At 63.4% G+C, this 25,892-nt stretch carries 24 protein-coding genes; 16 read left to right on the top strand and 8 right to left on the bottom strand.

Annotated features, from left to right (window positions below):
- Window position 1: 1 nt before the first annotated feature.
- From CHR90_RS03095 to CHR90_RS03080, 4 genes are all read left to right on the top strand, one after another.
- A complete protein-coding gene (locus CHR90_RS03095) occupies window positions 2-1,078 on the top strand; it encodes an enoyl-CoA hydratase/isomerase family protein (RefSeq protein WP_094407519.1) in 1,077 nt (358 codons plus the stop codon).
- A 253-nt stretch (window positions 1,079-1,331) separates the two neighbouring features.
- Window positions 1,332-1,787: a MarR family winged helix-turn-helix transcriptional regulator gene (locus tag CHR90_RS03090; RefSeq protein ID WP_094407518.1), complete on the top strand. Its 456-nt coding sequence runs from the start codon at window positions 1,332-1,334 to the stop codon at window positions 1,785-1,787.
- Between the two features lie 202 nt (window positions 1,788-1,989).
- Window positions 1,990-2,214, top strand: a complete 225-nt coding sequence (locus tag CHR90_RS03085; RefSeq protein ID WP_094407596.1) for an AbrB/MazE/SpoVT family DNA-binding domain-containing protein — start codon at window positions 1,990-1,992, stop codon at window positions 2,212-2,214.
- Window positions 2,211-2,597 (top strand): type II toxin-antitoxin system death-on-curing family toxin, encoded by a 387-nt coding sequence (locus tag CHR90_RS03080; protein WP_094407517.1) that lies wholly within the window; start codon window positions 2,211-2,213, stop codon window positions 2,595-2,597. The genes CHR90_RS03085 and CHR90_RS03080 overlap by 4 nt, the downstream gene beginning before the upstream one ends.
- Here CHR90_RS03080 and CHR90_RS03075 read toward each other — a convergent pair.
- Complete coding sequence (locus CHR90_RS03075; protein WP_094407595.1) at window positions 2,594-3,091, bottom strand: Lrp/AsnC family transcriptional regulator; 498 nt, start codon at window positions 3,089-3,091, stop codon at window positions 2,594-2,596. The genes CHR90_RS03080 and CHR90_RS03075 overlap by 4 nt on opposite strands.
- Before the next feature lie 108 nt (window positions 3,092-3,199).
- Between CHR90_RS03075 and CHR90_RS03070 the strand changes: the two genes are divergently transcribed.
- The gene (locus tag CHR90_RS03070; RefSeq protein WP_094407516.1) at window positions 3,200-4,453 is read left to right on the top strand and encodes a D-amino acid dehydrogenase; all 1,254 of its coding nucleotides are present in this window, start codon (window positions 3,200-3,202) and stop codon (window positions 4,451-4,453) included.
- Here CHR90_RS03070 and CHR90_RS03065 read toward each other — a convergent pair.
- The 3 genes from CHR90_RS03065 to CHR90_RS03055 are packed head-to-tail and all read right to left on the bottom strand — an operon-like array spanning window position 4,444 to window position 8,868.
- The gene (locus tag CHR90_RS03065; protein ID WP_094407515.1) at window positions 4,444-5,352 is read right to left on the bottom strand and encodes a LysR substrate-binding domain-containing protein; all 909 of its coding nucleotides are present in this window, start codon (window positions 5,350-5,352) and stop codon (window positions 4,444-4,446) included. The genes CHR90_RS03070 and CHR90_RS03065 overlap by 10 nt on opposite strands.
- A gap of 40 nt (window positions 5,353-5,392) precedes the next feature.
- Entirely contained in the window at window positions 5,393-5,857 is a 465-nt protein-coding gene (gene bcp / locus CHR90_RS03060) for a thioredoxin-dependent thiol peroxidase (RefSeq protein ID WP_094407514.1), read from the bottom strand.
- 2 nt (window positions 5,858-5,859) lie between these two features.
- The gene (locus CHR90_RS03055; RefSeq protein ID WP_094407513.1) at window positions 5,860-8,868 is read right to left on the bottom strand and encodes a bifunctional [glutamine synthetase] adenylyltransferase/[glutamine synthetase]-adenylyl-L-tyrosine phosphorylase; all 3,009 of its coding nucleotides are present in this window, start codon (window positions 8,866-8,868) and stop codon (window positions 5,860-5,862) included.
- On the opposite strand from CHR90_RS03055, the gene CHR90_RS03050 reads away from it, so the two are divergent.
- Window positions 8,850-12,122, top strand: coding sequence for a YhdP family protein (locus tag CHR90_RS03050; RefSeq protein ID WP_094407512.1), 3,273 nt, complete (start codon window positions 8,850-8,852; stop codon window positions 12,120-12,122). The two genes, CHR90_RS03055 and CHR90_RS03050, sit on opposite strands and share 19 nt — an antisense overlap.
- On the opposite strand, the gene CHR90_RS03045 is transcribed toward CHR90_RS03050, so the two are convergent.
- A complete protein-coding gene (locus CHR90_RS03045; RefSeq protein WP_094407511.1) occupies window positions 12,123-12,809 on the bottom strand; it encodes an alpha/beta hydrolase in 687 nt (228 codons plus the stop codon).
- Window positions 12,810-12,975: 166 nt separating this feature from the next.
- Here CHR90_RS03045 and cysE point away from each other — a divergent pair, with 166 nt between their 5' ends.
- From cysE to mnmA, 6 genes are all read left to right on the top strand, one after another.
- Entirely contained in the window at window positions 12,976-13,680 is a 705-nt protein-coding gene (cysE, locus tag CHR90_RS03040; RefSeq protein ID WP_094407594.1) for a serine O-acetyltransferase, read from the top strand.
- 2 nt (window positions 13,681-13,682) lie between these two features.
- Window positions 13,683-14,126, top strand: a complete 444-nt coding sequence (locus tag CHR90_RS03035; RefSeq protein ID WP_094407510.1) for an Rrf2 family transcriptional regulator — start codon at window positions 13,683-13,685, stop codon at window positions 14,124-14,126.
- Window positions 14,123-15,250: a cysteine desulfurase family protein gene (locus tag CHR90_RS03030; protein WP_094407509.1), complete on the top strand. Its 1,128-nt coding sequence runs from the start codon at window positions 14,123-14,125 to the stop codon at window positions 15,248-15,250. The genes CHR90_RS03035 and CHR90_RS03030 overlap by 4 nt, the downstream gene beginning before the upstream one ends.
- A 22-nt stretch (window positions 15,251-15,272) precedes the next feature.
- Window positions 15,273-15,629, top strand: coding sequence for a HesB/IscA family protein (locus CHR90_RS03025; RefSeq protein WP_094407508.1), 357 nt, complete (start codon window positions 15,273-15,275; stop codon window positions 15,627-15,629).
- A 100-nt stretch (window positions 15,630-15,729) separates the two neighbouring features.
- A complete protein-coding gene (locus CHR90_RS03020) occupies window positions 15,730-16,062 on the top strand; it encodes a ferredoxin family 2Fe-2S iron-sulfur cluster binding protein (protein WP_094407507.1) in 333 nt (110 codons plus the stop codon).
- 27 nt (window positions 16,063-16,089) lie between these two features.
- On the top strand, window positions 16,090-17,223 hold the full coding sequence (mnmA, locus tag CHR90_RS03015) for a tRNA 2-thiouridine(34) synthase MnmA (RefSeq protein WP_094407506.1): 1,134 nt from the start codon (window positions 16,090-16,092) through the stop codon (window positions 17,221-17,223).
- Between the two features lie 10 nt (window positions 17,224-17,233).
- Here mnmA and parA read toward each other — a convergent pair whose 3' ends face one another.
- On the bottom strand, window positions 17,234-17,866 hold the full coding sequence (parA, locus tag CHR90_RS03010) for a ParA family partition ATPase (protein WP_308421788.1): 633 nt from the start codon (window positions 17,864-17,866) through the stop codon (window positions 17,234-17,236).
- Window positions 17,867-17,980: 114 nt separating this feature from the next.
- Between parA and CHR90_RS03005 the strand changes: the two genes are divergently transcribed.
- From CHR90_RS03005 to CHR90_RS02990, 4 genes are all read left to right on the top strand, one after another.
- The gene (locus tag CHR90_RS03005) at window positions 17,981-18,934 is read left to right on the top strand and encodes an L-threonylcarbamoyladenylate synthase (RefSeq protein ID WP_094407505.1); all 954 of its coding nucleotides are present in this window, start codon (window positions 17,981-17,983) and stop codon (window positions 18,932-18,934) included.
- A gap of 28 nt (window positions 18,935-18,962) precedes the next feature.
- Entirely contained in the window at window positions 18,963-20,375 is a 1,413-nt protein-coding gene (locus CHR90_RS03000; protein ID WP_094407504.1) for an FAD-binding oxidoreductase, read from the top strand.
- Window positions 20,372-22,132, top strand: coding sequence for an acyl-CoA dehydrogenase (locus CHR90_RS02995; protein WP_094407503.1), 1,761 nt, complete (start codon window positions 20,372-20,374; stop codon window positions 22,130-22,132). Before CHR90_RS03000 ends, CHR90_RS02995 begins: the two co-directional genes overlap by 4 nt.
- A 99-nt stretch (window positions 22,133-22,231) precedes the next feature.
- Complete coding sequence (locus CHR90_RS02990) at window positions 22,232-22,858, top strand: glutathione S-transferase family protein (RefSeq protein WP_094407502.1); 627 nt, start codon at window positions 22,232-22,234, stop codon at window positions 22,856-22,858.
- A gap of 29 nt (window positions 22,859-22,887) precedes the next feature.
- Here the strand turns inward: CHR90_RS02990 and CHR90_RS02985 are convergent, their stop codons facing one another.
- Complete coding sequence (locus tag CHR90_RS02985) at window positions 22,888-24,189, bottom strand: methyl-accepting chemotaxis protein (RefSeq protein ID WP_094407501.1); 1,302 nt, start codon at window positions 24,187-24,189, stop codon at window positions 22,888-22,890.
- Between the two features lie 151 nt (window positions 24,190-24,340).
- Window positions 24,341-25,846, bottom strand: coding sequence for an aldehyde dehydrogenase family protein (locus tag CHR90_RS02980; RefSeq protein ID WP_229671586.1), 1,506 nt, complete (start codon window positions 25,844-25,846; stop codon window positions 24,341-24,343).
- Window positions 25,847-25,892: the final 46 nt, after the last annotated feature.

The raw sequence follows: 25,892 nt of genomic DNA, 5'->3' as shown, positions 1-25,892 counted from the left end.
GATGTCGGAGGTTCAGGCCCAGGAAAGCGTGCTGTTCGACACCCAAGGCGGCGCGCTGATCATCACCCTCAACCGCCCGAAGGCGCTGAATGCCCTCTCGCTGGAGATGATCCGCGCGATGGACCCGGTGTTGCGCCGCGCGGCGACCGATCCCGATATCCGCTGCGTTATCCTGCAAGGCGCCGGAGACCGGGCTTTCTGTGCCGGCGGCGACGTGCGCGCCGTGGCGCAGGCGGTCAGTGCGGGCGAGATGGCATTGGCCGATGCGTTTTTCCGCGAGGAATATACGCTCAACCATCTGCTGCATACCTATCCAAAGCCGATCATTGCCTTGATCCACGGGATTTGCATGGGCGGCGGCGTCGGCCTCTCGGCGCATGGCCCGCTGCGGGTGGTGACCGATAGTCTGATGTTCGCCATGCCGGAAACAGGGATCGGCCTGTTCCCGGATGTTGGCGGCACCTGGGTTCTCAATCAAATGCCCGGGCAAATCGGCCTCTATCTCGGGCTAACCGGCGCGCGGCTGGGCGCGGCGGATGCCTGCGCCATCGGCTTTGCCACCCATCACATTAAAGATGCCGATCTGCCCGCCCTGCGCGATGCCCTGGTCGCGGAAGCTCCTGCCACGGACGCTGACGCCGAGGCGATCATCGCCCGCTTCGATCAGCCGCGCGGCGATAGTCCACTGCTCGCCCAGCAGGCCGATATCGACCGTCTTTTCGCGGGTGATAGTATCGAAGCCATTCTGGCCGCGCTGACCGCCGATGGTAGCGCTTGGGCCAAAGCCCAGGCGGAAACCCTGGCCCATAAGTCGCCCACCAGCCTAAAGATTACGTTAGAACAGTTGCGCGGCGGCAAGGGCCTTGATATCGCGGCCGTGTTCGTGCGCGAATTCCGCCTTAGCCAGCATTGCATGGCCGGGCCAGACTTCCGCGAGGGTATCCGCGCCCTGCTGATCGATAAGGATCAAGCGCCGAAATGGTCGCCCGCGACGCTGAATGACGTAACCCCCGATCTTGTGAAAAATTTCTTCGCCGCACTGCCAGGACGGGAGCTCGACCTGACTAAAAACGGATGATAACGATGCGATTAGGGATGCATACGTATTCAACGTGGCGCACGGTTCTATCTGCTTGGAAAAACTACATTCACCAACCGTCCAAAGGGAAAAATCGTCGCATATGCCCCCAATGCTGTGATTATTCGCGCGGCTGAGACTATTCAGATGCTAGCCAAAGCCGATTGAAGACGGTATCAAGGGTCTAAGCATATTCCCTAACGCTGGTTCCGTCATTCTCGGGGGATGAAGGGCGGTACCCAAGGAGAAAAACGTGAAGGCCGCATATCTGGAGGCAATCCGGCTCACCGAGCGCTTGCATCGTCAGTTTCTGGAATTGATCAAAAGCGAGCTTGATCGCCTCGGGATCGAGGATATCAACAATGTTCAGGCGTTCATCCTGTTCAACATCGGTAGCGACGATTTAACTGTCGGGGAATTGACCAACCGGGGCTACTACCTGGGGTCTAATGTCTCCTACAATGTCCGCAAGATGGTCGAAAACGGCTATCTGATGCAGGAACGTTCAACCCACGACCGCCGGTCTATCCGGGTGAAACTGTCGGCCAAGGGGCTGGAACTCTGCCAGATCATGGATCGTATGTTCGACCGTCAGGTTGCCGCCTTGGGCGAGGTGGCGACGGAAGCCGAGCTTACCTCCTCCGCCAATACCTTCCGGCGGTTGGAACGGTTCTGGATTGGCATGCTTGATTACGGCTTGCGGTCGTAACGTTATCGGCTATCGACGTTAGAACGGGGGCCTATCGGCCCTCGTTTCGTTTTGGGGCCATGATCTGCTAGACTAGAGCGAATCACGAGTAGATAGCATCCCCCGCGACAACGTATTCGCTTCACAAAGCAATAGGTTAGAGCGGCGATATGAACCTAAACGACCGGAAACCGCTCTAAGCTGATCTGATGGAGAAATGATCATGGTAGCCCTCAAACTCCAACGTATCGGCGACGAAATCGGCCTGACCCTGCCCCGCGAAATGCTGGCGGCGTTGAAGGCAGGTGAAGGGGATGTGGTGTATCTGTCGGAAACACCGCAGGGGGTCGTGATTTCCGCCCAAGATGATCAACAGGGCCGACAATTAGACTTAGCGCGGGACATTATGGCGCGACGCCGGGGGGTTCTGCGCGTGCTCGCCCAATGAATGAACCTGAATGGCTACATCCCAGCATCATTACGACGATCCACGAGGAGCAGATCGCCGAACACGGAGGCCTGACTGGAACGCGCTCGCCTGAACTATTGGAGGCTGCTTTAGCGCGTCCGCAGCATCTTTATGCTTTTGGTGAGCCACACCTCTGTGACCTTGCCGCCGCTTATGCCTTCGGAATTGCCCGGAATCATCCTTTCGTGGACGGCAATAAGCGCACGGCATTCGTTGCCTGCGAACTTTTTCTTCTCTTGAACGGTGTTAAACTGATTGCATCCGATAACGAGTGCATCGAAACCATGCTGGCCCTCGCCAGCGGAGCCCTAAGCGCAGAGGATTACGCCGCTTGGCTGCGCACCGTCACCCAGCCCGCCTAACCGCCCTCCGGCCGCCAATCCGTAACGCGGCGCATGGCAAAGCTGGATTGAATGCGCGCGACGCCGGGAATGCGCGACAGAACCTCTTTATGCAGCCGCTCGTAATCGGCCACCGTGCGCGTTTCGGCAAGCACCAGATAGTCGGCGACGCCGGTCATCAGATAGCAGGCGGTCACTTCCGGGCATTTACGGATCTCGGCTTCAAAACGCCCTAAATGATCCTCCGTCTGCCGTTCCAGGGTGATCTGAATGATCGCCACGGTCGGCGGCTGGTCCTGGGGCGCGCTGATCAGGGCAGTATAGCCGCGAATAATGCCGCGATGCTCCAGCAGGCGAACGCGGCGCAGACAGGCCGAGGCCGACAGGCCGATGCTGGCGGCAAGATCGGCATTGCTGATCCGCCCGTCGGCGCGCAAGGCGCGCAGCAGCTTCCGATCGATCTCGTCGAGCGTGTAGGCCGCAGTTTCTGCCGAAATTATCGAATTTTCCGTCATCCACCCCTCAAAATCAGCCATATCTTCGAATGAACGCAAAGACCTCGCAAGCTCCTGCGGATATACTAGCGCTTTGCAGTCCGAATGAATAATAAGGGAGCTTCCGGGATGCGCATTCTCGTGCTGGGCAGCGGCGTAATCGGGGTGACGACAGCCTATTACCTCAGCAAAGCCGGGCATGAGGTTACGGTGGTGGATCGCCAACCGTCGCCCGCGCAGGAAACCAGTTTTGCCAATGCAGGCGAAGTGTCCCCAGGCTATTCCTCGCCCTGGGCCGGGCCGGGGGTGCCGGTGAAAGCGCTGAAATGGATGTTCATGAAGCACGGCCCGCTGGTCGTGCGCCCAACTTTGGACATTCGGCAATATCTCTGGCTGGCGCAGATGCTGCGCAACTGCACCGCCACCCGCTACGCGGTGAATAAGGCGCGGATGGTGCGCATTGCCGAATATAGCCGCGACAAGCTAGTGGAACTACGCGCCGAAACCGGCATTCAGTACGACGAACGCACCCTCGGCACGCTGCAGGTCTTCCGCACCCATCAGCAGATGGACGCTATTGCGGGCGATATCGAAGTGCTGAAGCAGTATAATGTGCCCTTCGAACGGCTTTCCCCAACCGAATGCGCCCAGGCAGAACCGGCGCTCGGGAAGGTGCAGCATAAGATCGTCGGCGGGCTGCGGTTGCCGCACGATGAAACCGGCGACTGCCATATGTTCACCGAACGCTTGGCGAAACTGGCCGAAGGGCTGGGCGTCAAATTCTTGTTCAACACCCGCATTGACGGGCTGGTGACCGATGCCACCCGCGTGACGGGCGTTGCCACCAGCGCCGGGGTGCTGACCGCCGACACGTATGTGGTGGCGATGGGCAGCTTCTCCCCGCACCTCATGGCGCCGCTCGGCGTGACCGTGCCGGTCTATCCGGTGAAGGGCTATTCGCTGACCCTGGCGATGACCGACGAAGCGGGCGCCCCGGTTTCGACCGTCATGGACGAGACCTATAAGATCGCCATCACCCGGCTAGGCAACCGTATCCGCGTCGGCGGGACGGCGGAACTGTCGGGCTTTACCACTGATCTACCGCAGGGGCGGCGCGAAACGCTGGAAACTTCCGTCCGCGATCTCTTCCCGACCGGCGGCGATCTTGCGACGGCGACCTTCTGGTCGGGCCTGCGTCCGATGACGCCGGACGGCACGCCGATCATCGGGCCGACGCGCTTCGGCAATCTCTATCTGAATACCGGCCACGGAACGCTGGGCTGGACCATGTCCTGCGGCTCGGGCCGGGTGCTGGCCGATATGATCTCGGGTCAGAAGCCGGAGATCGAGACCAGCGACCTGTCGATGATCCGCTACGCTTGAATCAACGGGCGGGGGGCGACCTCCGCCCCGTCCTGCCGGATCAGCGGCACGAGGCTTTCTTCCCAGAAGCGCACGAAGGCCGCGCCCGCTGTTCCGGTCAGCTTTTCTTCGCCGACCACCGCCATTTCGGCTTCCGGCAAATCGGGAAACCCATCCTCGGCGGTCAACAGGCGCATACCGGGCAGAACCGCCGACTGGGGCAGAACGCCGATGCCCAGCCCCGCAACAACGGCAGCCTGCACCCCCGCCACCGAGCTGCTGGTGTAAACAATCTCCTGCCGCAGCCCGGCGCGGGCCAGCACGTCTGCCGCCGCCCGGCGATGGCTGCAATGGAATGGCAGCGCCGCCATCGGCACGGCGGGGCCTTTCGGCAGGGTTGCCCCCTCGCCACTGACCCAGACCAGGGGTTCGCGGTAGAGCAGCCGCCCGAGGCTCATGCCCGGCTCGCGCCCGCAGATCACCAAATCAAGCTCGCCCCGGTTCAGCATCGGGATCAGGTCCATGCCCAACCCCGTGCGCACCTCCACATGAATGCGTGGGAAATGCCGATTGAAGCGCGAGAGCAGCAGCGGCAGGCTGCGGGGCGCGATATAATCGGCAACGCCCAGGCGCAGGGTGCCACTGGCATCCGGCCCAACTAACCGCTGCACGGCCTCGTCGTTGAGATCGAGCAAGCGGCGTGCGTAGCCCAGCAGCACCTCCCCGTCCGACGTTAGGGACAACGACCGGCTGGTGCGCTCGAAGACCCGCAGGCCGAGGGTTTCTTCCAACTTACGAATCTTGAGGGAAACCGCCGATTGCGTCCGGCCAATGGCCTCCGCCGCCGCGGTAAAGCCGCCCCGGTCGGCCACCGCGACAAAGCAGCGAAGCAAATCAGTTTCTAAATCAATCGTGCGCATCCATAAAACTTTATCATGGATGCGCCGATGGGGGAACGGTCTACAGCGCCTTCACGGCCTTCAGTACATCGGCACCGTGCCCCGGCACTTTCACCTTGCGCCAGATTTTGGCGATCTTACCGTCGCGGCCGATCAGATAGGTCGCCCGTTCGATGCCCATGTACTTCTTACCGTACATGCTTTTTTCGACCCAAACGCCATAGGCTTCGCACACCGTTCCGTCGGTGTCGGACGCGAGGGTGAAGGGCAGCTCGTACTTCTTCTTGAATTTATCGTGGCTCGCCACGCTGTCTTTCGACAGGCCGATAACGACGGCATCGACGCCCGAGAAATCGGGCTGCATATCGCGGAACTGACAGGCTTCTGCCGTGCAACCCGAAGTATCGTCTTTCGGGTAGAAATACAGCACGACCGGCTTACCCTGAAGGGCGCTGAGCGTGATCGACCCATTGCCATCGGTGGGAAGGGTAAAGTCCGGGGCTTGGGTGCCAACGTCGAGGCTCATGATCACGCATCTCCTGTTGCGGAAGGATCGGTTGCCGGAGCGGCGGGAACGATCAGCGCCTGGAACAGCGCCCGCACCTCCGTCGCGGCCTCACTCATCTCTTGTTCGAGGATGGAAAAGTCAAGAACGCCCGCCGCGCGTACTAACGCCCGCCGCACCCCTTCCGGGGCGGTCGCCGGGTCGAACTTGCCCGTACCGGCCAGGCGCAGCATGACCTGCAGCCGCTGCCACAGCCGCCCGGCCCGGATCAACCGATCCGCCGCATCGGGCGTTAGAACCCGGACGCTTGCGAGCCAGTGCAGGCCGGTCAGCGTATGGCCAAGGTCCGGCGGTAGGCTTGCCGCCCCCGGCGCCGCTGTGGACAGAATGAGGCCTTGGGCGATGAATTCCACATCCACGAGGCCCCCGGGCCGGTCTTTGACATCGAACGCCCCCTGCCCGGGCCGTTCCTTGGCGATACGGGCGCGCATATCGGCAACATCGGCCAGAATCACCGCCCGGTCGCGCGGGCGGGTTAGAACCGCCTCCCGCACCGCCCGCACGTCGGCACAGAGGGGCGGATCGCCCGCCACCGTCCGGGCGCGGATCAGGGCCATATGCTCCCAAGTCCAGGCTTCATCGGCGTGATAGCTGGTGAAACTTTCAAGGCTACAGGCCACCGGCCCCTTATTGCCGGTTGGGCGCAGGCGCATATCGACCTGATAAAGCTCCCCTTCCGCCGTCAGCACCGTTAGGGCGCCGATCAGCCGTTGACCAAGGCGTTGGAAATAGAGCGACGGCGGCAACGGCTTCCCGCCATCCGATTGATCCACCCCGTCGGGCACGCGGTAGATGAACACGAGGTCGAGGTCGGAGGAGGCCGTCAACTCCCGCGCGCCGAGCTTGCCCAAGGCCAACACGGCAAATTCCCCACCCGGCACCTGCCCGTGGGTTTGCGCAAATTCCCTATGGACCTGCGGCAGCAAAGCGCCGATGACCGTATCGGCCACGGCGGAAAGGCCGCGCGCTGCCGCCTCTGGGGTGATTTCACCGCGCAGCAGCGCAACACCAATCTGAAAGCGCCGGTCGCCGGTCCAGCGGCGCACCCCGTCCAGCACTTCCTCAAAACTATTGCTTTGCGCGAATTCGGCGGCCAAATCCTCCGCCAACTCAGCCTCGGTCGCAATCGGTTGGTCGGCGGAAATGCGCTGGGCATCGTGGATCAAACCGTCCAGCAAGCGCGGGTGGCGGGCAAGATGCTCCGCCAGCCCCGGCGCCGACCCCATAATCTCCGCCACCAAATCCAGCACCCCCGGGTTCTGCTGAAATAGCGAGAGGATCTGCACCCCGGCGGGCAAATTGGTCAGGAACCGGTCGAACCGGCGAAAGGCCGCCATCGGGTCCGGCGTTTGCGCGAGGGCGTTCAGCAACCCCGGCATTAGTTCCGTCAGCAGTTCGCGCGCCCGGGCCGACCGGGTTGCACGGATGCGGCCATGGTGCCAGCCGCGCACCGTCTCCGAAATCCCCGCCGCGTCGGAAAACCCCATCCCGGTCAAGGTTTGCAAGGTTGCCGGGTCATCCTCCACCCCGGTGAACACAAGATCGCCGGGACCAGACAGCGGCGGCGATTCTTCAAAAAGATCGCCGTAATGGCAGCGCACTTGCTCCAGGGTTTCCAGCACTGCCGCCGTAAAACTCTCGGCATCGGCATAGCCGCTGAAGGCAGCAATCGCCGCAAACGCCTCGGGATCGGTCGGCAGTTTATGGGTCTGCTGGTCCTCGACCATCTGCACCCGATGCTCCCAGGTGCGCAGGCGGATATAAGCAGCCGCCAGCGCTTCGGCACTGGTCGGCTGCACCCGCCCGGCGGCGACCAGGGCGCTCAACACCTCCAATGTCGGGCGGAGCCGCAGCGACGGATCGCGCCCACCCCAGATGAGCTGCTGGGTCTGCACGAAAAACTCGATCTCGCGAATGCCGCCGCGCCCGAGTTTTAGATCGCGACCCGGAACCGACTCCGTCCCGCCCTTGTGGGCGTTGATCTGGCGTTTGATGCTGTGAATATCGGCAATCGCCGCGAAATCCAGATGCCGCCGCCAGACGAAAGGCCGCAGGTTACGCTGAAACAGCGCCGCCGCCTCGGCATCCCCCGCCACCAGCCGCGCTTTGATCATCGCAGCGCGTTCCCAGTTTTGGCCGACCGTTTCGTAATAAGTCTCTGCCGCCAGCACCGATAGGGCCGCCGGGGTGGACGCCGGATCTGGCCGCAGCCGCAGATCGACGCGAAAGACATAGCCATCGCCTGTCCGTTCGTGGATCAAGCGCGCCAAATCCTGGGCAAAGCGCACATAGGTCTCGCGCAGCGTATCGCGCAGAGCGGCAACGCCGGAGGAAACCCGGTCGGGATCGTAAAGCAGGATCAGATCGACGTCGGAGGAATAATTGAGTTCCCGCGCGCCGAGCTTACCCATACCAAGGATGATCAGGCCCCGGCGGCTATTGGCCACCAGATCGGCGCTCATCGCCTCGCCCTTCTGCTGACGTTTGATCGCCAGCGCGTGCCCCGCCGCCACCGAAAGGCAGCGGTCCGCAAACTCCGACAAGGCGCCCGTCACCCGCATCAACGGCCAAACCCCGGCGATATCGGCGACGGCAATCGTCAGCGCCGCGCGGCGTTTGGCGATCCGCAGGCTACGCATGAGATCGGGGGATTGCTGAGCAGCGGCCAGTTCGTCATTGATGGGATTAATAACTTCGGCGAAGGTGGCGTCGGGACCGTTGGTCGCCACTGTCACCCAAAAGGCTGGTTCGGCGAGAATCGCCTCCGTCAGGAAAGGGCTGTTGCCAAAAATGGCCGCAATCAACGCGGACCCTTGCGGATGCGCCAGCATAGCCCTTATCGCCGCAAGGCATTCTTCCCCGTGGCTTTCGGCCCGGTCGAGCAAGCGTTCGATGGCGACCTCTACCCGGTCCGGCCGCCCCGGACGCGGTAGGTTTGCGAGTGTTGCCAGGAATGGAAACTGAAACGCCATCGACCGACCCTTCTCCGTCCGCCTCCGAAACGGGCCGCCGCAGCGGCGCCGCCCATCGTTCGGTACTGCTCAAGCGCAAGCGGGTCAAGCGGCGCCGTATCGTCGATGGGGTAACCCGGCATCTTCTGCGGGTAATGCTAGCGTTGTTTTTTCTGCTGATCGGGGCCGTGGGCTATGGCGCCTACCGCCTGTCGCAAGGGCCGCTGCCGCTGGATTTTGCGCTGGAGCCTTTGACGCAAACCCTCTCCTCCCTCTCCGGCCATACGGTGCGGGCACGGGCTGCCGCAGTCGCCTGGGACCGGGAAAGCGGTAACATCGGTCTCGATCTGACCTGGGTCAGCGTTTCAACGCCAGAAGGCGTTCGGCTGGTGACCATGCCCGCCGCCTGGCTGCAACTCAGTGGGCATGAATTGGTACGGGGACGCATCAAACCCACGGAACTGCGGCTAAATGGCCTCACGCTGCGTGGGGTGCGCAGCGAAAACGGCGCCTTTGCCCTAGGGGTGGAGAGCACGACGGGCGGCGAAGCCCCGGTGCCTGAGGTAGAACCGGCCGGCACCGCCTCCCCCACCCAATGGCTGATCGATCTTCTCGGTCTGGGCGAGGCGGAGGGGTTGCGCGAAGTGCGCCTGCGCGACGCGCGGTTTTTCATTCTCGACGACCGCACCGGCGTTGAATGGCCGATCACCGATGTTTCGGCCAATTTACAAACGCTCACGCCGGGCACGATCACCGGATCGATGACCGGTACGCTGACGCTTCAGCAACAGGCGACCCATATCGCCCTGACAGGCCAATATGATTTTTTCGCGCCCGAGAAGGCGGAAGACGACCGGATTACCCTGGGCGTCGATATTGATCGGATCATGCCCGCCGCCGTTGCAACCCGCCTGCCGGGCCTGCCGGAACTCAGCGGGATTGAACTGCCGAGCAAACTGACCCTGCGTACAACGCTGGACGGAAATGGTCGGCCGATCAGCCTCAATGCGGCCCTAAAAGCCGGAAAAGGGCGGCTCGTCCAGGCTGACCTGCCGACCGGCGCGGTCGCTATCGACGATGCCGAGGTGCAGGTCAAATTCGATAAGGGCAAGCTGGAGGTGGACCTGCCCCGCCTGACGCTGGCGACTGGAACGGTCCTGACCGGTAAGATCGCCGCCGATCAGCTACAGTATCCCGTCACCCTTAGCGGATCGGTGGGGGTGAAATCACTCACTCTTGCTGATCTGCCGTCGCTATGGCCCGCAACGGTTGCCCCGAACCCGCGCCGCTGGATTTTCGCCAACCTCGCCAAGGGCGGCGTGACGGAAGCGACCGCCCTCTTCAAAGCCACCCTGCCCGCCAAGGATGCGGACCCGGAGGTGCATGACCTAACTGCCGGGCTGAAAGCCACGAATATCTCCGTTAGTTACCTTGGCAAACTGCCGCCGGTCGATGGGGTTAACGGCACGCTGACCTATACCCATAGCGACGGCAAGCTGACCATGGCGATGCAGGACGGTAAATTGCGCGGCAGCGGCCTAACGGTGCCAAACGGCTCGTTGACGATCAGCGGATTGAAGGCCCCCGATCAGCGCATGGCCCTGCAACTCGCCATTCTAGGACCGGTGCAGGACGCGCTCACCCTGCTCGATCAGCCGCCGCTTGGCTTTATGAAACGTTTTGGTATCGAACCAAAGACCAGCCAGGGCGACGCAAAGATCACCCTGACGATGGGGTTCCCGCTGCTGGATGCGCTCAAGGTCGAACAGCTCGACATTGCGGCGGAGGCGGAGGTTACCCGGGCCGCCGTGCAGAATGTTATCGAAGATGTGTCGCTCTCCGACGCCAATCTGACCCTGAAGGTCAGCCAAAAAGGCTTAACCGGCGCCGGAACCGGTCGATTGAATGGCGTCGCCTTCAAGATCGATTGGGCGGAACCCTTTACCGGCGCCGCCGGGCGCAGCCTGAACCTGATCGGTACGGTCAATGATGCTGGACGGGCAGCGCTGAAGCTGCCGGGGGATAGTTACGTATCCGGCCCGATTGACTTGACCGTCGCCTATACCGAACCGGCTCCGAAACAAGCCAGGGTTCAAGTCAAAGCTGACCTAACCCGCGCCCGGTTTGAGGTGTCGGATATTCTCTACGTCAAACCGATTGGCGAGGCCGCCCAAGGCAGCGCCGAGCTGGTGATAGAGAATAACCGCCTAACCCAAGTCAGCCACTTTGAGTATCGCGCCGCCGGGGGCGGGGCCGCCGAGGGCAGTGTGCAGTTCGACAGCAAGCTCGACATCACGCAGGCCGTGCTGCGGCGGGCGCAATTGCCAGGAACCGATCTCGCGGCCACCTTTCGGCGCGGGCGCGATGGTTGGGCGATCAGCCTCGACGGTAAATCGCTGGACCTCACCCGAATGATGGCGGATCGCGCCAAACAGCCGCCCAATCCCACCCCAACGCCGATGACGGCCAATCTGACAGCCAAGCTGGGGAAACTCATTCTGGGTCCAAAACGAGAGGCACAGGACGTTAGCTTCCGCCTTCAGATAACCCGCGACCTGTGGCAGGAACTCGGGTTTAACGCCAAGATCGGCGCGGGCAATGCCTCGGCCGTTCTGCGCGGCGCGGGCGATGATCGCCGCCTGCACGTCGAAGCCCAGGACGCCGGGGCCGCGCTGGCCTTTGGCGGCATCATCGATACGGTGCGCGGCGGCGTGTTGACCCTCGACGGTCAACCCGACCCCGAAGGCTGGCGCGGGCAGGCGAAGATGACCGCCTATCGGCTGGTAGACGAACCCGTCCTGGGCAAAATCCTAACCATCGCGTCGATCACTGGCATTCCGCAAATGCTGTCGGGCGAGGGGATCGCCTTCGACAATGCCTCCATCGATTTTCGCGCTAATCCGCAGCGCATTCTGCTGAGCAATGGCCGTACGACCGGCCTATCGATCGGCTTTAAGCTCGACGGGCGCATCGATCGAACGACCGACCGGCTGGATATGAATGGCACGTTGGTGCCGATGGCCGGAATTAACCGCGTCCTCAACGCCATTCCGCTGATTGGGAATATTCTGACCGGTGGCGAAGGCGGCGGCATCTTCGCCTGGACCTTCCGCGTCACGGGGCCGATGCTCGACCCACAGGTGAGCGTCAATCCCCTCTCGGGCTTTGCCCCGGGGATTTTTCGCTGGATCTTCGAGGGTGGCCCACCGTCCGAAAACGGCAACGGCAGCCCGTCGGGGCCGCCGCCACCGTTTCAAACACCGGACAACCGCTGATCAGCGCAGCGCCCCGCGCCCGGCGCCGCCCGCCGTGGCTACGGGCAGTGCCGCCATCGTATCGCGAACGTAACGATCAACGGCCCCGGTTACTTGCGTCAGTTGATCGGCAAAGAAGTGCCCGGCACCCGGGATGACTTGGTAGTCGATCGAAATATCGCGCTGGTTCGACAGTTTATGCACCAGCTTGGCGACCGAGGCTTCCGGCACCACCTCGTCGGCATCGCCTTGGATCACCTGACCGGAGACCGGGCACGGGGCGAGGAAGGTGAAGTCGAACATATTGGCGGGCGGCGCTACGGAAATGAAGCTGACCAGCTCCGGGCGGCGCATCAGCAACTGCATGCCAATCCAAGCGCCGAAGGAGAAGCCTGCAACCCAGCTTGCCGAGGCATTGGGGTTATAGGTCTGCAACCAATCCAGTGCCGATGCGGCATCGGATAATTCGCCCTCGCCCCGGTCAAAACTGCCCTGGCTGCGCCCAACGCCGCGAAAATTAAAGCGCAAGACCGAAAACCCCCGCTGGACGAAGGTCTGATACAGCGCATAGGTGATCTTATTGTTCATCGTCCCGCCGCCGCGCGGGTCGGGGTGCAGGACCACGGCAATTGGCGCGTTTGGCGTCTTAGCGTGGTGATAGCGGCCTTCTAGGCGGCCTTCCGGCCCATTGATGATGACTTCGGGCATCGACTTCCGCACCTTCCTTCAACACATGGCCCGCCCCCGGCAAACGCGCTGGAGACTGAACACAAGCCGCCCCATACTTGACCGCAGCAGTAGGGCTTTCTATACCCTACTCTAGGACCGATGGGCAGCCGCGCCCTGGGCGGCCTTAGTGATAATGATGGGCATCATGCCATTCAAGCAGTTCCGCGCAGAGATCGACAGTATTCTCGCTCGTGACCCCGCCGCCAAGTCGCGGTTGGAGGTGCTGCTGTGTTATCCGGGGCTGCATGCGGTACTGTTCTACCGGGTCAGTCATGGGGCCTGGAAGCGCGGCTGGCGCACGCTGGCGCGCACGATATCCCACATCGGGCGCATGCTGACCGGGATTGAAATCCACCCTGGCGCACTCATCGGCCAACGGTTTTTCATCGACCACGGCATGGGCGTCGTCATTGGGGAAACCGCGATCATCGGCGATGATGTGACGCTTTATCAGGGCGTCACCCTCGGCGGCACCTCGCTGCACGAGGGCAAACGGCACCCGACGCTCGAAGATAATGTCATCGTCGGGTCGGGCGCGCAGGTGCTCGGCGGCTTCACCGTCGGGCGCGGCGCGCGCGTTGGCGCCAATGCAGTCGTGGTGAAGGCGGTTCCGGCGGGGGCGACGGTCACCGGCATTCCGGCGAAGGTGGTCGGCGAGGCGAAGGTCGATTTCTGCGCCTATGGCCTGTCCGGCGCCGATCTGCCCGATCCGCTGGCCCGCGCCATCGGCGGGCTGTTGGAGGAAGTGACGGCGCTGAAAGCGCGCGTCGCCGAATTGGAAGATTCCTCCCCCCTGCGTCCAGCGGGAACGCCGGTGCGGGAGCCGATGCCGCATCTTCCGGCGGAATAATCATGCGCCTCAGCACCAAAGGCCGCTATGCGGTCATGGCGATGGTCGATCTGGCCCATCACAGCCGGGGAACGCCGGTGGCTTTGGCCGAAATCGCCGAACGGCAGGATATTTCGCTTTCCTACCTCGAACAATTGTTTGCCAAGCTGCGGCGGCAGGTGTTGGTGCGCAGCGTGCGCGGCCCGGGGGGCGGCTATCTGCTGGCCAAACCGGCGGCGGAAACCCGGATTTCCGAAATCATCGCGGCGGTTGACGAGCCGTTACGCGCCACCCGCTGCACCCCCGGCTCGCCCCAAGGCTGTTCGATCAAAGGGGCGCGCTGCATGACCCATAATCTGTGGGAAGCCCTCAGCGAACAGATCAGCCTTTTCCTTGAGTCGGTCTCGCTGGAAGACGTGTGCGAACAGCGCGTCGAAGTTCGGTCGTTCGCGCTCGCCGCCGAATGATCTACCTCGATTATAACGCCACTGCCCCAACCCGGCCGGAAGCCCTGGCCGCGATGGTGGCGGCCATTGAGGCGGGCGGCAACCCATCCTCCGTCCATTCCCCCGGGCGCGCGGCGCGGCGGCGGGTCGAAGACGCCCGGCGCGCGGTCGCCGATCTGGTTGGGGTCGATGCCAATCAGGTGATCTTCACCGCAACCGGGACCGAGGCCAATAATATGGCCCTGCTCGGCTATCCCGATCACGCGCGGTTCGTTTCGGCCATCGAGCATGACGCGGTAAAACAAGCTGCGCCCGACGCAATTGTCCTGCCGGTCTTGGCGGACGGTACACTCGATCTTGCCGCGCTCGATACCGCACTGGCGACGGCGGAAGCCCCGCCGCTGGTCTCGGTCATGCTGGCCAATAGCGAAACCGGCATTCTACAACCGATTGCCGAGATCGCGGCGCGGGTCCATGCCAAGGGCGGGCTGGTGCATTGCGATGCCGTGCAGGCTGCCGGGCGGGTCCCCTTTACGCTGGACGGTCTGGGCGCCGATCTTCTCACCCTCTCCGGTCATAAGCTCGGCGGCGTGCTGGGCGCGGCGGCGCTCGTGCTGGGGGCCAGTATCGCCGGGACCCCGCGCGAACCGCTGCCGTTACTGCGCGGCGGCGGGCAGGAACGCGGACGGCGGGCCGGAACGGAGAATGTCGGCGCCATCGCCGCCTTTGGCGTCGCCGCCCGTGCCGCCAAAGCCGAAATCCCCGCCATGCAGGCCCTCGCCCCGCTCCGCGATGCCGCCGAAGCCGATTTGCAGGCCGCTGGCGCGCTGCTGCCTGCCGCAACCGGTGCCCCGCGCCTGCCGAACTGTTTTTCCGTCACCCTGCCCGGCAAACCGGCGGAAACCCAGGTGATCGCGCTCGACCTCGCCGGGTTCGCCGTCAGCGCCGGGTCGGCCTGTTCCTCGGGCAAAGTGAAGCGCAGTGCGGTTCTGTCAGCAATGGGTTACCCGGATGCGATCGCCGGATCGACCCTGCGCGTCAGTTTCGGCCCCAGCACGACGGCAGAGCAGTTAACGCAGTTCTGCGCTGCATGGCGGCGGCTTGCAGGAACGCCTGCAAACGCCCATATTTCTTCAGTAGCTTAGATTAAGACTAAGGAGCTGCCCTATGGCAACCGCGACCGCCCCTGCGAAAAAAACCGTCATCACCCTGACGGATGCCGCTGCCGCGCGCGTGAAAACGCTCCTTGAAAAACGCGATCCCCCCGCCGTTGCCCTGCGGGTTGGTATCAAGACGCGCGGCTGTTCCGGCCTATCGTACAATGTCGAATATGCCGATCAGAAGATGCAGTTTGACGAAGTGGTGGAAGACAAGGGCGTGACCGTACTGGTCGATCCGGCTGCCGTGATGTTCTTGATCGGGTCGGAAATGGACTATCGCGAAGATAAGTTCACCGCCGGGTTCACCTTCAGCAACCCCAACGAAAAAGCCCGCTGCGGCTGCGGCGAAAGCTTTAGCGTTTAAGTCTTCAGCATCGGGGGCGCGCGCCGTATCACACACGGCACTAGACCCGCCCCCGACAAGACGGTAAACAGGGGCGTTTTAACCCTGACGAGGAAATTCGATGCCGAAAATGACCTTCATCGACCGGGACGGCAACCGTCACGATGTGGACGCGCCGGTAGGCCTGTCGGTTCTGGAGATCGCGCATCGCAATCAGCTTGATCTGGAAGGCGCCTGCGAAGGCTCGCTCGCCTGCTCCACCTGCCATGTCGTCGTTGATCCCGAAGATTACGAGCGCCTCGCAGATGCCAGCGAAGACGAAGAAGATATGCTGGATCTCGCCTTCGGCCTGACTGCGACCTCGCGCCTCGGCTGCCAGATCATCATGACCGAAGAACTGGACGGTCTGACCGTCTCTCTGCCGACCGGCAGCCGCAATATGATGGCGGGCTGACGGGTCGCCCTCCCCCAAAGGTTTCCTATGCTCAACTCCCTCGGATTTGCCAAACCGCCTGCGGAAACCCGCGTGGTCGTTGCCATGTCCGGGGGGGTCGATAGCTCCGTCACGGCGGCGCTGCTGAAGGATGAAGGCTATGATGTCGTTGGCATCACCCTTCAACTTTACGATTATGGTGCTGCCTTGCGCAAAGGCGCCTGCTGTGCCGGGCAGGATATCTACGATGCGGCAACCGTCGCGGAACGCATCGGCATTCCCCACTACGTTCTCGATTACGAATCCCGCTTCAAGGATCAAGTGATCGAGGAGTTCGCCGATAGTTACGCACGCGGCGAAACCCCCATCCCCTGCGTGCGCTGCAATCAGACGGTCAAATTCCGCGACCTGCTGGCGACGGCGCGCGACCTGGGGGCGGAAGCGCTGGCGACCGGCCATTACGTCCAGCGCCGTCTAGGCCCGCACGGGCCGGAGTTGGTGCGCGGGGCGGATGCCGGGCGCGACCAATCCTATTTCCTCTTTGCCACCACGTCCGACCAGTTGGATTTCCTGCGTTTTCCACTGGGGCATCTCAGCAAGCCGGAAACCCGCGACTTGGCGCAGCGCTATGGCCTGTCGGTGCATGATAAACCCGACAGTCAGGATATCTGCTTCGTCCCGGATGGCGATTACGCCAGTATCGTCAAGCGCCTGCGCCCAGAAGCCGCTGAACCCGGCGAGATCGTCGATCTTGCCGGGCAGGTCGTCGGCAAACACCAGGGCGTCATCCATTACACGATTGGCCAGCGCCGGGGCCTCGGCCTTGGGGCGGAAGTCAGTGGCGGCGAGCCTTTGTTCGTCATCCGGTTGGAGCCGAACCGCCGCCGCGTCGTCGTCGGCCCGCGCAGTGCCCTGGGGCGCGATATCGTTCACCTCAAGGACGTAAACTGGTTGGGCGGCCCGGAAACGGATGTCGCCTGCACGGTCAAGCTGCGCTCCGCCCAAGCCCCGGCCCCCGCCCGCCTGACCCGAAATGCCGACGGCAGCGGTACCCTGCACCTGGCCGCGCCGCAGCATGGGATCGCCCCTGGTCAAGCCGCCGTTTTCTATGACGGCGACCGCGTGCTGGGGGGCGGCTGGATCAGCGGGACAGGCTTATCGGACGCGGTGGAAGCCGCGTAACCAGGGCTCCTCAGTCAGTAATCCCTCTGGCCAGCGCCGCGATTTCCTGCGCCGCCGCGCCGTTTGGTTCGAACTCGGCGATCCCCAGCCCTGCAGCGAGCGAGGCCGCGAGCGCGGTGCGGTTCCCGATGCGGTGCGGGGCGAGCGGCAGGCCTTGCCGAGCGGCTTCCTCCACCACCTCTTGCGCGGCTTTCCCGCGCGACGGCACACGGTTTAACACCAACTGGGCGGGGCGCTTTTCTTCGGCGGCAAGGTCGAGGGTGGCTTTCGTTGCCCACAGATCGAGCACGCTCGGTTGCAGCGGCACCAGCACGCGCTGGGCGGCGCGGATGGCAATGCGGGCTTCGGTCGCGGCATGGGGCGGGCTGTCGATCAGCACGAGGTCATAGGTCCGGGCAAGGCGCTCCACCTCCCCCGCCGTTCGCCAGCCGGTAACGCTCGTCACCAGCGGCGCGGCCAACCCCTGCCGGGCCTGCCGCAGCTTCGCCCATTGGCTGACCGAGGCTTGCGGGTCAATATCGACCACGGCAACTTTCCGCCCCTGGGCCGTCCAGAAGGTTGCGAGATGGACGATCAGGGTGGTTTTCCCCGCGCCGCCCTTTTGTTGGGCAATGGTGATGATTTTCGCCGTCATACGGTGCATGATTGCGGCGAAGGCATCCTGAAGGCAAGGGCTGCGTGCCGTGCAACACGCTTCGCGCTGCAAAAACCCATCGCGCGGCTTGACCCGCCGGGCCTGGAACGGCACGGTTCCGCCATGCCGATCCTGACCCCATCGCCCGCGACCATCGCCGAGGCCGCCCGCCATATCCTGTCCGGCGGGCTTGTGGCTTTCCCCACGGAAACCGTTTACGGGCTGGGCGCCGATGCGACCCAGGATAAGGCCGTCGCCGCGATCTACGAGCTTAAGAGCCGCCCCAGCTTCAATCCGCTGATCGCCCATGTAGCAGAGCTGGCGATTGCCGAACGCTATGCCGTCTTCGATACCCGCGCCCGCTATATCGCCCGCCGCCTGTGGCCGGGGCCGCTAACGCTGGTGCTGCCGCGCCGCAAAGAGGCTCCTGTCTCCGATCTTGTGACTGCCGGGCTGCCGTCGCTGGCGATCCGCGTGCCGGATCATCCAGTGGCGCTGCAACTGCTGTATGCCGTCGGCCGCCCGGTCGCCGCCCCCTCAGCCAACCGATCCGGCAAAGTTAGCCCGACAATGGCGGAGCATGTGGAGGCGGAGTTCGGCAATCGCCTCGCCATGATCCTCGACGGTGGGCCGACGCGGGTCGGGCTTGAATCGACGGTGCTGGATTTGACCGGCGAGCGTGCAGTGCTGCTGCGCCCGGGGGGCATCACCCGGGAGACGCTCGAAGCCTCCTTAGGTGAAATCGATGTGGCGACCCCCGATCAGCCCGATAGCCCGAAAAGCCCCGGTATGTTGCTCAGCCATTACGCCCCACGCCTGCCGGTGCGTTTGACCTGCGACGATCCCCAGCCGGGCGAAGCCCTGCTGGCCTTCGGCCCCGATGTACCGGAAGGGTTTGCCGAGGTCTTCAACCTCTCGCCGACCGGCACGCTGGTCGAAGCCGCCGCCAACCTGTTCGCCGCGTTGCGCGCCCTCGATAAGCCCGAGTTCTCGGGCATCGCCGTGATGCCCATCCCCCCGCAAGGCATCGGCCTTGCCATTCTGGACCGGCTGCGCCGCGCCGCCGCCCCCCGTTGATCCGTCCGTCACAAGGAAGAATATTGCTATGCCGACTGAGGCCCTGATCGCCCGCCTGACCGACCTGCTTGGCCCGAAGGGCGTCGTGACCGATCCTGCGCTGGTAGAACCGCATCTGGTGGAATGGCGCGGCCTTTATCGCGGGTCGGCCTCGGTCGTGGTTAAGCCCGCGACAACGGAAGAAGTGGCGGCGGTCGTCAAACTCTGTGCCGAAACCCGCACCCCCATCGTGCCCCAGGGCGGCAATACAGGTCTCGTCGGCGGCGCGGTTGCCGAAGCCGGGACGGTGATCCTGTCGCTCGCCCGCATGAACCGCGTCCGCGCCATCGACAAGGCCGCCTATACGCTGACCGTCGAGGCCGGGGTCGTGTTGGCCGATGTGCAGAAGGCGGCGGAGGAGGCCGACCGGCTGTTCCCGCTCAGCCTTGCGGCGGAAGGATCGTGCCAGATCGGCGGCAACCTCTCAACCAATGCGGGCGGTACCGCCGTCTTGCGCTACGGCAATAGCCGCGATCTGGTGCTGGGCATCGAAGCCGTGCTGCCGAATGGCGAAATTTACAATGGCCTGCACGGACTGCGGAAGGACAATACCGGCTATGATCTGCGCCACCTGCTGATCGGCGCGGAAGGCACGCTCGGCATCATCACCGCCGCCGTGCTGAAGCTGTTCCCGCGCCCACGCGACATTGCCACCGCCCTCGTCGCCGTGGCCGACCCGCAAGGGGCCATCGATACGCTGGCGCTGTTGCGCGAACGGTCAGGCGATACGGTAACAATGTTCGAACTGATGAGCCGCTTTTCCATCGAAACCGTGCTGCGCCATGTTCCCGGCACGTCAGATCCCTTGGAAACGGAAAGCGCCTGGTACGCGCTGATCGAACTCTCCTCCCCCCGCGCCGGGGGCGATCTTCAGAACGCCCTGGAAGAAGGGCTTGGGGAGGCGATGGAAAACGGCTGGGTGGTCGATGCTGCGATTGCCCAGAACGATACGCAGCGCGCGGCTTTCCGCCGCATCCGCGAGGAGATTTCGGACGCCCAGAAGCATGAAGGCGGCAGTATAAAGCACGATGTTTCGGTGCCGCTGGCATCGGTGCCGGTCTTTCTGGCGCGGGCGGATGCGGCGATTGAAAAATTGATCCCCGGAACCCGCCCTTGCAGTTTTGGGCATGCCGGAGACGGAAACTTACACTACAATCTCTCGCAACCGGTCGGGGCCGACCGGGAGGCATTCTTGCAGCAGTGGGAGGCGGCCAACCGCGTCGTTCACGACATCGTTCAAGAACTTGGCGGGTCTTTCAGCGCCGAACACGGCATTGGCAAGCTGAAGGTGCACGAGCTTGAACATTATAAGTCTCCCGCAGCGCTGGAAGCGATGCGCCAGATCAAACGGGCCCTAGACCCGTACACCATCATGAATCCAGGGAAGGTAATCGCATTATGACGTACCAGGCACCGCTCGATGATATTCGCTTCACGCTGCACCGCGTCGTCGGGGTAGCGGATGTTCTGCCGGAAGGCATCGATGCCAGCGATGTCGATGCCATTCTGGAAGAAGCGGGTAAATTCGCGGGCAATGTGATTGCCCCGCTGAATTGGCCCGGCGATCGTCACGGTGCCGTCCTCGAAAATGGCGTGGTGCGGACGGCCCCCGGCTTCCGCGACGCCTATCATGCCTTCGTCGAAGGCGGTTGGAACTCGGTCGGCGGCGATCCCGAGTTTGGCGGCCAGGGGCTGCCGATTGCGATTTCCGCCGCGCTGTCGGAGCTCTGGAACAGCGGCAGCATGGCCTTCGCCCTCTGCCCGCTGCTGAATGCCGGGGCGATTGAGTGCCTGGAGCGTCACGGTTCCCCAGCGCAGAAGGAAAAATATCTCGCCAAGATGATTGAAGGCTCGTGGACCGGCACGATGAACCTGACCGAGCCGCAGGCAGGGTCGGATCTCGCCGCTGTGCGCGCCAAGGCGGTTCCGGCGGAAAACGGCCTTTATCGCATCACCGGGCAGAAGATTTTCATCACCTACGGCGATCACGATTATACCGATAATATCATCCACCTCGTGCTCGCCCGCCTGCCGGATGCGCCGCCGGGCGTGAAGGGCATCAGCCTGTTTGTCGTGCCGAAGGTGATGGTCAACGACGATGGCTCCTTGGGTGCCAAGAACGATCTGCGCTGCGTCGGCCTTGAACATAAGCTCGGCATTCACGCCTCCCCCACCGCCGTCATGGCCTATGGCGATACCGAAGGCGCCTTGGGCGAGTTGATCGGCGATGCCAATCGCGGCCTTGAATATATGTTCGTGATGATGAACAACGCGCGCCTGAACGTCGGCGTGCAGGGCATCGGGATTGCCGAACGCGCCTATCAGCACGCCGTCGCCTATGCGCGCACGCGCACGCAGGGGAAGCCGCTGCCGGGCGGGCAGGCGCAAACCATTCTCGGGCATCCCGATGTCAAACGGATGCTGCTGCTGTCGAAAGTGAAGATCGAAGCGGCCCGCGCCCTGGCGCTGGAAGCCGCCGCCGTGCTCGACCGCGCCCATAAGGGTATCGACGGGGCGCAGGCGCGCGGCGATCTCTTGATCCCCATCGTCAAATCCTGGGCCACCGACCTTGGTGTCTCCGTCGCCTCCACCGGCGTGCAGGTCCACGGCGGCATGGGTTTTATCGAAGAAACCGGCGCCGCCCAGCACCTGCGCGATGCCCGCATTGCACCGATTTACGAAGGCACCAACGGCATTCAGGCCGCCGACCTCGTTGGCCGTAAACTGCTGCGCGACGGCGGGGCGGCGATGACGGCGCTGATCGCTGACATTGACGCAACGCTCGCCACCCTGAAAACCCAGCCGGGGGACGATCTAGCGGTCGTCGCCGCCAATCTGACCGACGGTAAGGCGGCCTTGCGCGAAGCGACCGACTGGCTGCTACTGGCGGCCAAGGAAGATATGCGCCTGCCGTTTGCCGCCTCGGCGGCCTACCTCGACCTCGCCGGGGTGGTAGCCGGTGGCTGGATGCTGGCGCGGGCGGCCTTGGCTGCACAAGCCGATCTGGCCCAAGGCGGCGGCAATGCACCGTTCTTGGAAGCGAAGCTGATCACCGCCCGCCTCTTCGCCGAACACGAGTTGGTGCGCGCGGGCGGGCTGCTGGCGAGCATCCGCAGCGGCAGCAAGAGCCTGCTGGCCTACGACGAAGCCTTGCTGTAATCCCCCCGGCCCCCGGTTCTCCCCAGAACCGGGGGCCTACCGGGTTTCCCAGCGACACCCCTGTGGGATAGACTGCGCCGGACATTTTCGGGAGGCCCCATGTCCGGCGATATTATTCTCTATACCAATCCCTATTCACGCGGGCGCACCGTGCGCTGGCTGCTGGAAGAAATCGGCGTTCCCTATCACGTCGAGGTGCTGGATTACGCCACGACGATGAAGGAGCCTGAATATTTGGCGATCAACCCGATGGGCAAGGTTCCGGCTTTGAAACATGGCGATGCCATCGTGACCGAAACCGCCGCGATCTGTACCTATTTGGCTGACGCCTTCCCGGACGCGCAGATCGCCCCCGCCCCCGGCACGCCTGAACGCGCCGCCTATTTCCGCTGGTTGTTCTTCGGCGCAGGCCCGCTGGAAGCTGCCGGGGTCAATCAGGCTCTGGGGGTCGAGGTGAAGCCGGAGCAAGAACGCATGGCGGGCTATGGGTCGTTGGCCCGCGTCACCCAGGCTCTGGACAAGACGCTCAGCACCCAGCCCTATCTGACCGGCGACAGGTTCACCGCCGCCGATGTTTACGTCGGCGCATCGCTAGGCTGGCTGATGGGCTTTAAGATCATTCCGGGCACGCCGACGCTGGCGGCCTATGTCGGCAAATTACGTCAGCGCCCCGCCGCCGTTAAAGCGGCGGCGCTGGATGATGCCTTGGTTCCCGCGAAAGCTTAAGGGGACGAGGGGGCGAAAGCCCCCTCCCCTCACACGCTGCGCAGCACGTCCAGCAGCGCTTGCACTTCCTGCCGAAGTTCTTCCGACTGGCGGGTCAGCACATTCGCCGACCCTTCGACGGATTGGGCCAGGGATGCGGTTTCCGACATACCGGTCACCACCGTATCCAGCGTGCGGTTCATATCGCGGCTCACGGCCACCGCCTGCTGGACCGTGCGGGCGATTTCGCGGGTGGCGGCGTCCTGCTGCTCCACGGATGCCGCAATCTGGGTATTGATCGACTGAACGCGGGCGATCACGTCCGTCACCTTTTGGATGGCTTCCACCGCGCGCCCGGTTTCCGTCTGCACCGCCGCGATCTGTTCGCTGATTTCGTCGGTGGCTTTGGCGGTCTGGCTGGCGAGGCTCTTCACTTCCGTCGCGACCACCGCGAAGCCCTTGCCCGCTTCCCCGGCGCGCGCGGCTTCGATGGTGGCATTCAGCGCCAGAAGATTGGTCTGCCCGGCAATATTATTAATCAGGCTAACAACCTGGCCGATCTTATCGGCGGCGCCCGCCAGGGTCTGAATAATCGAATTGGTTCGTCCGGTTTCCTGGGTCGCGGTATGAGAGATGGAGGAAGCCTCGGTCACCTGACGGCCAATTTCGGCAATCGACGCCGACAATTCCTCCGTCGCCGCTGCCACGGTCTCCGCCCCGCTCAGCGCTTGCCGGGAAGAGGCCGCCGCCGTGCCGAGTTGTTCCTGGGCGCGTTGGGCCGTCTGCACCTGCTTCTGCGCCGCAATCCGAACCTCGCCAACCTTCTGGGCGGAAGCCTCCACCGCATCGGCAACCGAATGCTCAAGCTGCATCGACACTGTGCCAAGCGTTTCAACCCGCTGGCTTTGGTCATTCTGCAACGTCATCGCCGCATCAATGTCGATCAGCGCGCCGCCAGCCTTGGCGGCCACCCCGGCGCCATCGCGCAGAACGCCCGCCGTAAAGCGGAACCAGCGGTAGGTGCCATCCTTGCACTTGATGCGGATGGGGTGATCGTAGCGTTCCGAACTGCCGCGCGCGGCGATCATCGCCCGCAGCTTGGCGCGGGCGGCCTCGCCATCGTCCGGGTGCAGGCGCGTTACCAGCGCTTGGATCGTGTTCGGGAACTCGGCTTCGCTGGCAAACCCCAGAAGCCGCCGGAATTCCGCCGACCACACCCACTGGCTTTTCTCGTGCAGCGTTTCGGCCTGAAACAGGCTGGCGTGCCACAGGCCAACCCCGGCCAGATTTTCCCACAAGGCGATGAAATCGGCGTCATCCGCTGACCGACCGGAAAATAACCGTGCGAACACTTATCCCTCCGCCTCTTTACCCCGGCCCCCACGGCCTTAACGGCGGGCAGTAGGTAAGCAGAAGTCAGAGCGTTTTTAAACTGTGACAACGAGTATCGGGCGATAAAAACGCACGCGGAGCGGGCCGCAGACCGGCCCGCTCCTTAGCTTTTTAGGTCATATTCAGGATGACGGTCTTTTTATGGGTGAAATGCTCAAGCATCGATTCCAGCGAGGCTTCCTTGCCAAGACCAGACTGCTTGATCCCGCCATAGGAAATATTCGGCTGCACGACGAGGTTCTGATTGACCTGTACCAGCCCGGCTTCGAGACGGCGCGAGGCGTCGAGCGCGGTTTTCAGATCTTTGGTCCAGATCGTTGCCGCCAGCCCATAGTCGCTATCGTTCGCCGCAGCAATCACCGCGTCAAAATCGGTCCAGGGCTGAATACAGGTAACCGGACCGAAGATTTCTTCGCGCAAGACCCGACTGGTCGCGGGCAGGCCGGTAAACACCACCGGCTGGGCGAAGAACCCCTTGGCCAACGCCGCTTCCTTGGGCATTTGGGCGCAGCGGAGGGCCGTACCACCCTCCGCCTCGCCGATGGCGACGTAGTTCTGCACTTTGTCGAACTGATCCTTGGAGATGATCGTGCCGATGTCGGTCGCCTCGTCCAGCGGATCGCCCATCTTCATCTCGTTAACCTTCGCCGTCAGCTTGGCGATGAAGGCATCGTGCAGGTCGGCATGAACATAAATGCGGCTCGCCGCCGTGCAGCTTTGGCCCTGGCGGGTAAAGCGCACCCCTGCAATCGCCCCCGCGACGGCGCGGTCAAGGTCAGCATCGGCGCAAACGATCATCGGCGATTTGCCGCCGAGTTCGAGCGTGACCGGGATCAACTTATCGGCAGCGGCGCGAGCAACGATCTTGCCGGTTTCGACCGAGCCGGTGAAGGTGACCTTGCGCACGGCGGGGTGCTGCACCAGCGGTGCCCCACAGTCCGGCCCAAAGCCCGATAGGATATTCAGCGTGCCCTTCGGCAGCACCGAGGCCATGAGCTGACAAGCGCGCAAAACCGCCAGCGGCGCTTCTTCCGCCGATTTGACGATAACGGTATTTCCCGCCACCAACGCCGGGGCGATTTTCAGCGCCATCAGCATCATTGGCACATTCCACGGGATAATCGCGCCGACAACGCCGAGCGGTTCGTGGATCGTCACCGTCAACATATCCGGGTTGAACGGCACGCTTTCGCCCTTCAACTCCGGCGCCAGCCCCCCGAAGAAGGTAAAAACATCGGCGAGGACGGAGGCTTCGACCCGGCTTTCGGTGCGCAGGGCTTTGCCGGTTTCAAGGGCGACAAGGCGACCGAGTTCTTCCTGATGCTCCTGCAAAATCTGACCGCAGGCGGCCACCAGCTTCCCGCGTTCGCGCGCCGGGCGGGCGGCCCAGAGTTTCTGCGCGGCCTGCGCCGCCTCGGCGGCCTTCGCCACATCCGCCGCTTCGCCCAACGCGGCGTCGGCAATCTGTTCGCCGGTTGCAGGATTGACGACCGGGAAGGTCTTGCCGCTGAGGGCCGGGACGAGATCGCCATTGATCAGCAGCTTGCCCGACAGGGCCTTCGCCAACAGCTTCGGATCGAGAACGGGGGCGAGATCGTCGGAACGCAAGGTCGTCACAGGGGTTTCCTCCACCACGGGCGCCCGCCACAACGGCAGGGTCAAT

It is taken from the genome of Elstera cyanobacteriorum (assembly GCF_002251735.1).
Taxonomy (GTDB): Bacteria; Pseudomonadota; Alphaproteobacteria; order Elsterales; family Elsteraceae; genus Elstera; species Elstera cyanobacteriorum.
Note: the sequence above shows the minus strand (reverse complement) of the source record. Positions and strands in the feature narration are given on the sequence as shown.

Coding starts and splice junctions, on each gene's coding strand:
- CHR90_RS03025 (WP_094407508.1), top strand. CDS start 15,273: ATGGCAACCGCGACCGCCCCTGCGAAAAAAACCGTCATCACCCTGACG.
- CHR90_RS02990 (WP_094407502.1), top strand. CDS start 22,232: ATGTCCGGCGATATTATTCTCTATACCAATCCCTATTCACGCGGGCGC.
- CHR90_RS03045 (WP_094407511.1), bottom strand. CDS start 12,809: ATGCCCGAAGTCATCATCAATGGGCCGGAAGGCCGCCTAGAAGGCCGC.
- CHR90_RS03080 (WP_094407517.1), top strand. CDS start 2,211: ATGAATGAACCTGAATGGCTACATCCCAGCATCATTACGACGATCCAC.
- CHR90_RS03055 (WP_094407513.1), bottom strand. CDS start 8,868: ATGGCGTTTCAGTTTCCATTCCTGGCAACACTCGCAAACCTACCGCGT.
- cysE (WP_094407594.1), top strand. CDS start 12,976: ATGCCATTCAAGCAGTTCCGCGCAGAGATCGACAGTATTCTCGCTCGT.
- parA (WP_308421788.1), bottom strand. CDS start 17,866: ATGCACCGTATGACGGCGAAAATCATCACCATTGCCCAACAAAAGGGC.
- CHR90_RS03050 (WP_094407512.1), top strand. CDS start 8,850: ATGGAAACTGAAACGCCATCGACCGACCCTTCTCCGTCCGCCTCCGAA.
- bcp (WP_094407514.1), bottom strand. CDS start 5,857: ATGAGCCTCGACGTTGGCACCCAAGCCCCGGACTTTACCCTTCCCACC.
- CHR90_RS03005 (WP_094407505.1), top strand. CDS start 17,981: ATGCCGATCCTGACCCCATCGCCCGCGACCATCGCCGAGGCCGCCCGC.
- CHR90_RS03075 (WP_094407595.1), bottom strand. CDS start 3,091: ATGACGGAAAATTCGATAATTTCGGCAGAAACTGCGGCCTACACGCTC.
- CHR90_RS03035 (WP_094407510.1), top strand. CDS start 13,683: ATGCGCCTCAGCACCAAAGGCCGCTATGCGGTCATGGCGATGGTCGAT.
- CHR90_RS03065 (WP_094407515.1), bottom strand. CDS start 5,352: ATGCGCACGATTGATTTAGAAACTGATTTGCTTCGCTGCTTTGTCGCG.
- mnmA (WP_094407506.1), top strand. CDS start 16,090: ATGCTCAACTCCCTCGGATTTGCCAAACCGCCTGCGGAAACCCGCGTG.
- CHR90_RS03095 (WP_094407519.1), top strand. CDS start 2: ATGTCGGAGGTTCAGGCCCAGGAAAGCGTGCTGTTCGACACCCAAGGC.
- CHR90_RS03070 (WP_094407516.1), top strand. CDS start 3,200: ATGCGCATTCTCGTGCTGGGCAGCGGCGTAATCGGGGTGACGACAGCC.
- CHR90_RS03000 (WP_094407504.1), top strand. CDS start 18,963: ATGCCGACTGAGGCCCTGATCGCCCGCCTGACCGACCTGCTTGGCCCG.
- CHR90_RS03085 (WP_094407596.1), top strand. CDS start 1,990: ATGGTAGCCCTCAAACTCCAACGTATCGGCGACGAAATCGGCCTGACC.
- CHR90_RS03020 (WP_094407507.1), top strand. CDS start 15,730: ATGCCGAAAATGACCTTCATCGACCGGGACGGCAACCGTCACGATGTG.
- CHR90_RS02995 (WP_094407503.1), top strand. CDS start 20,372: ATGACGTACCAGGCACCGCTCGATGATATTCGCTTCACGCTGCACCGC.
- CHR90_RS03030 (WP_094407509.1), top strand. CDS start 14,123: ATGATCTACCTCGATTATAACGCCACTGCCCCAACCCGGCCGGAAGCC.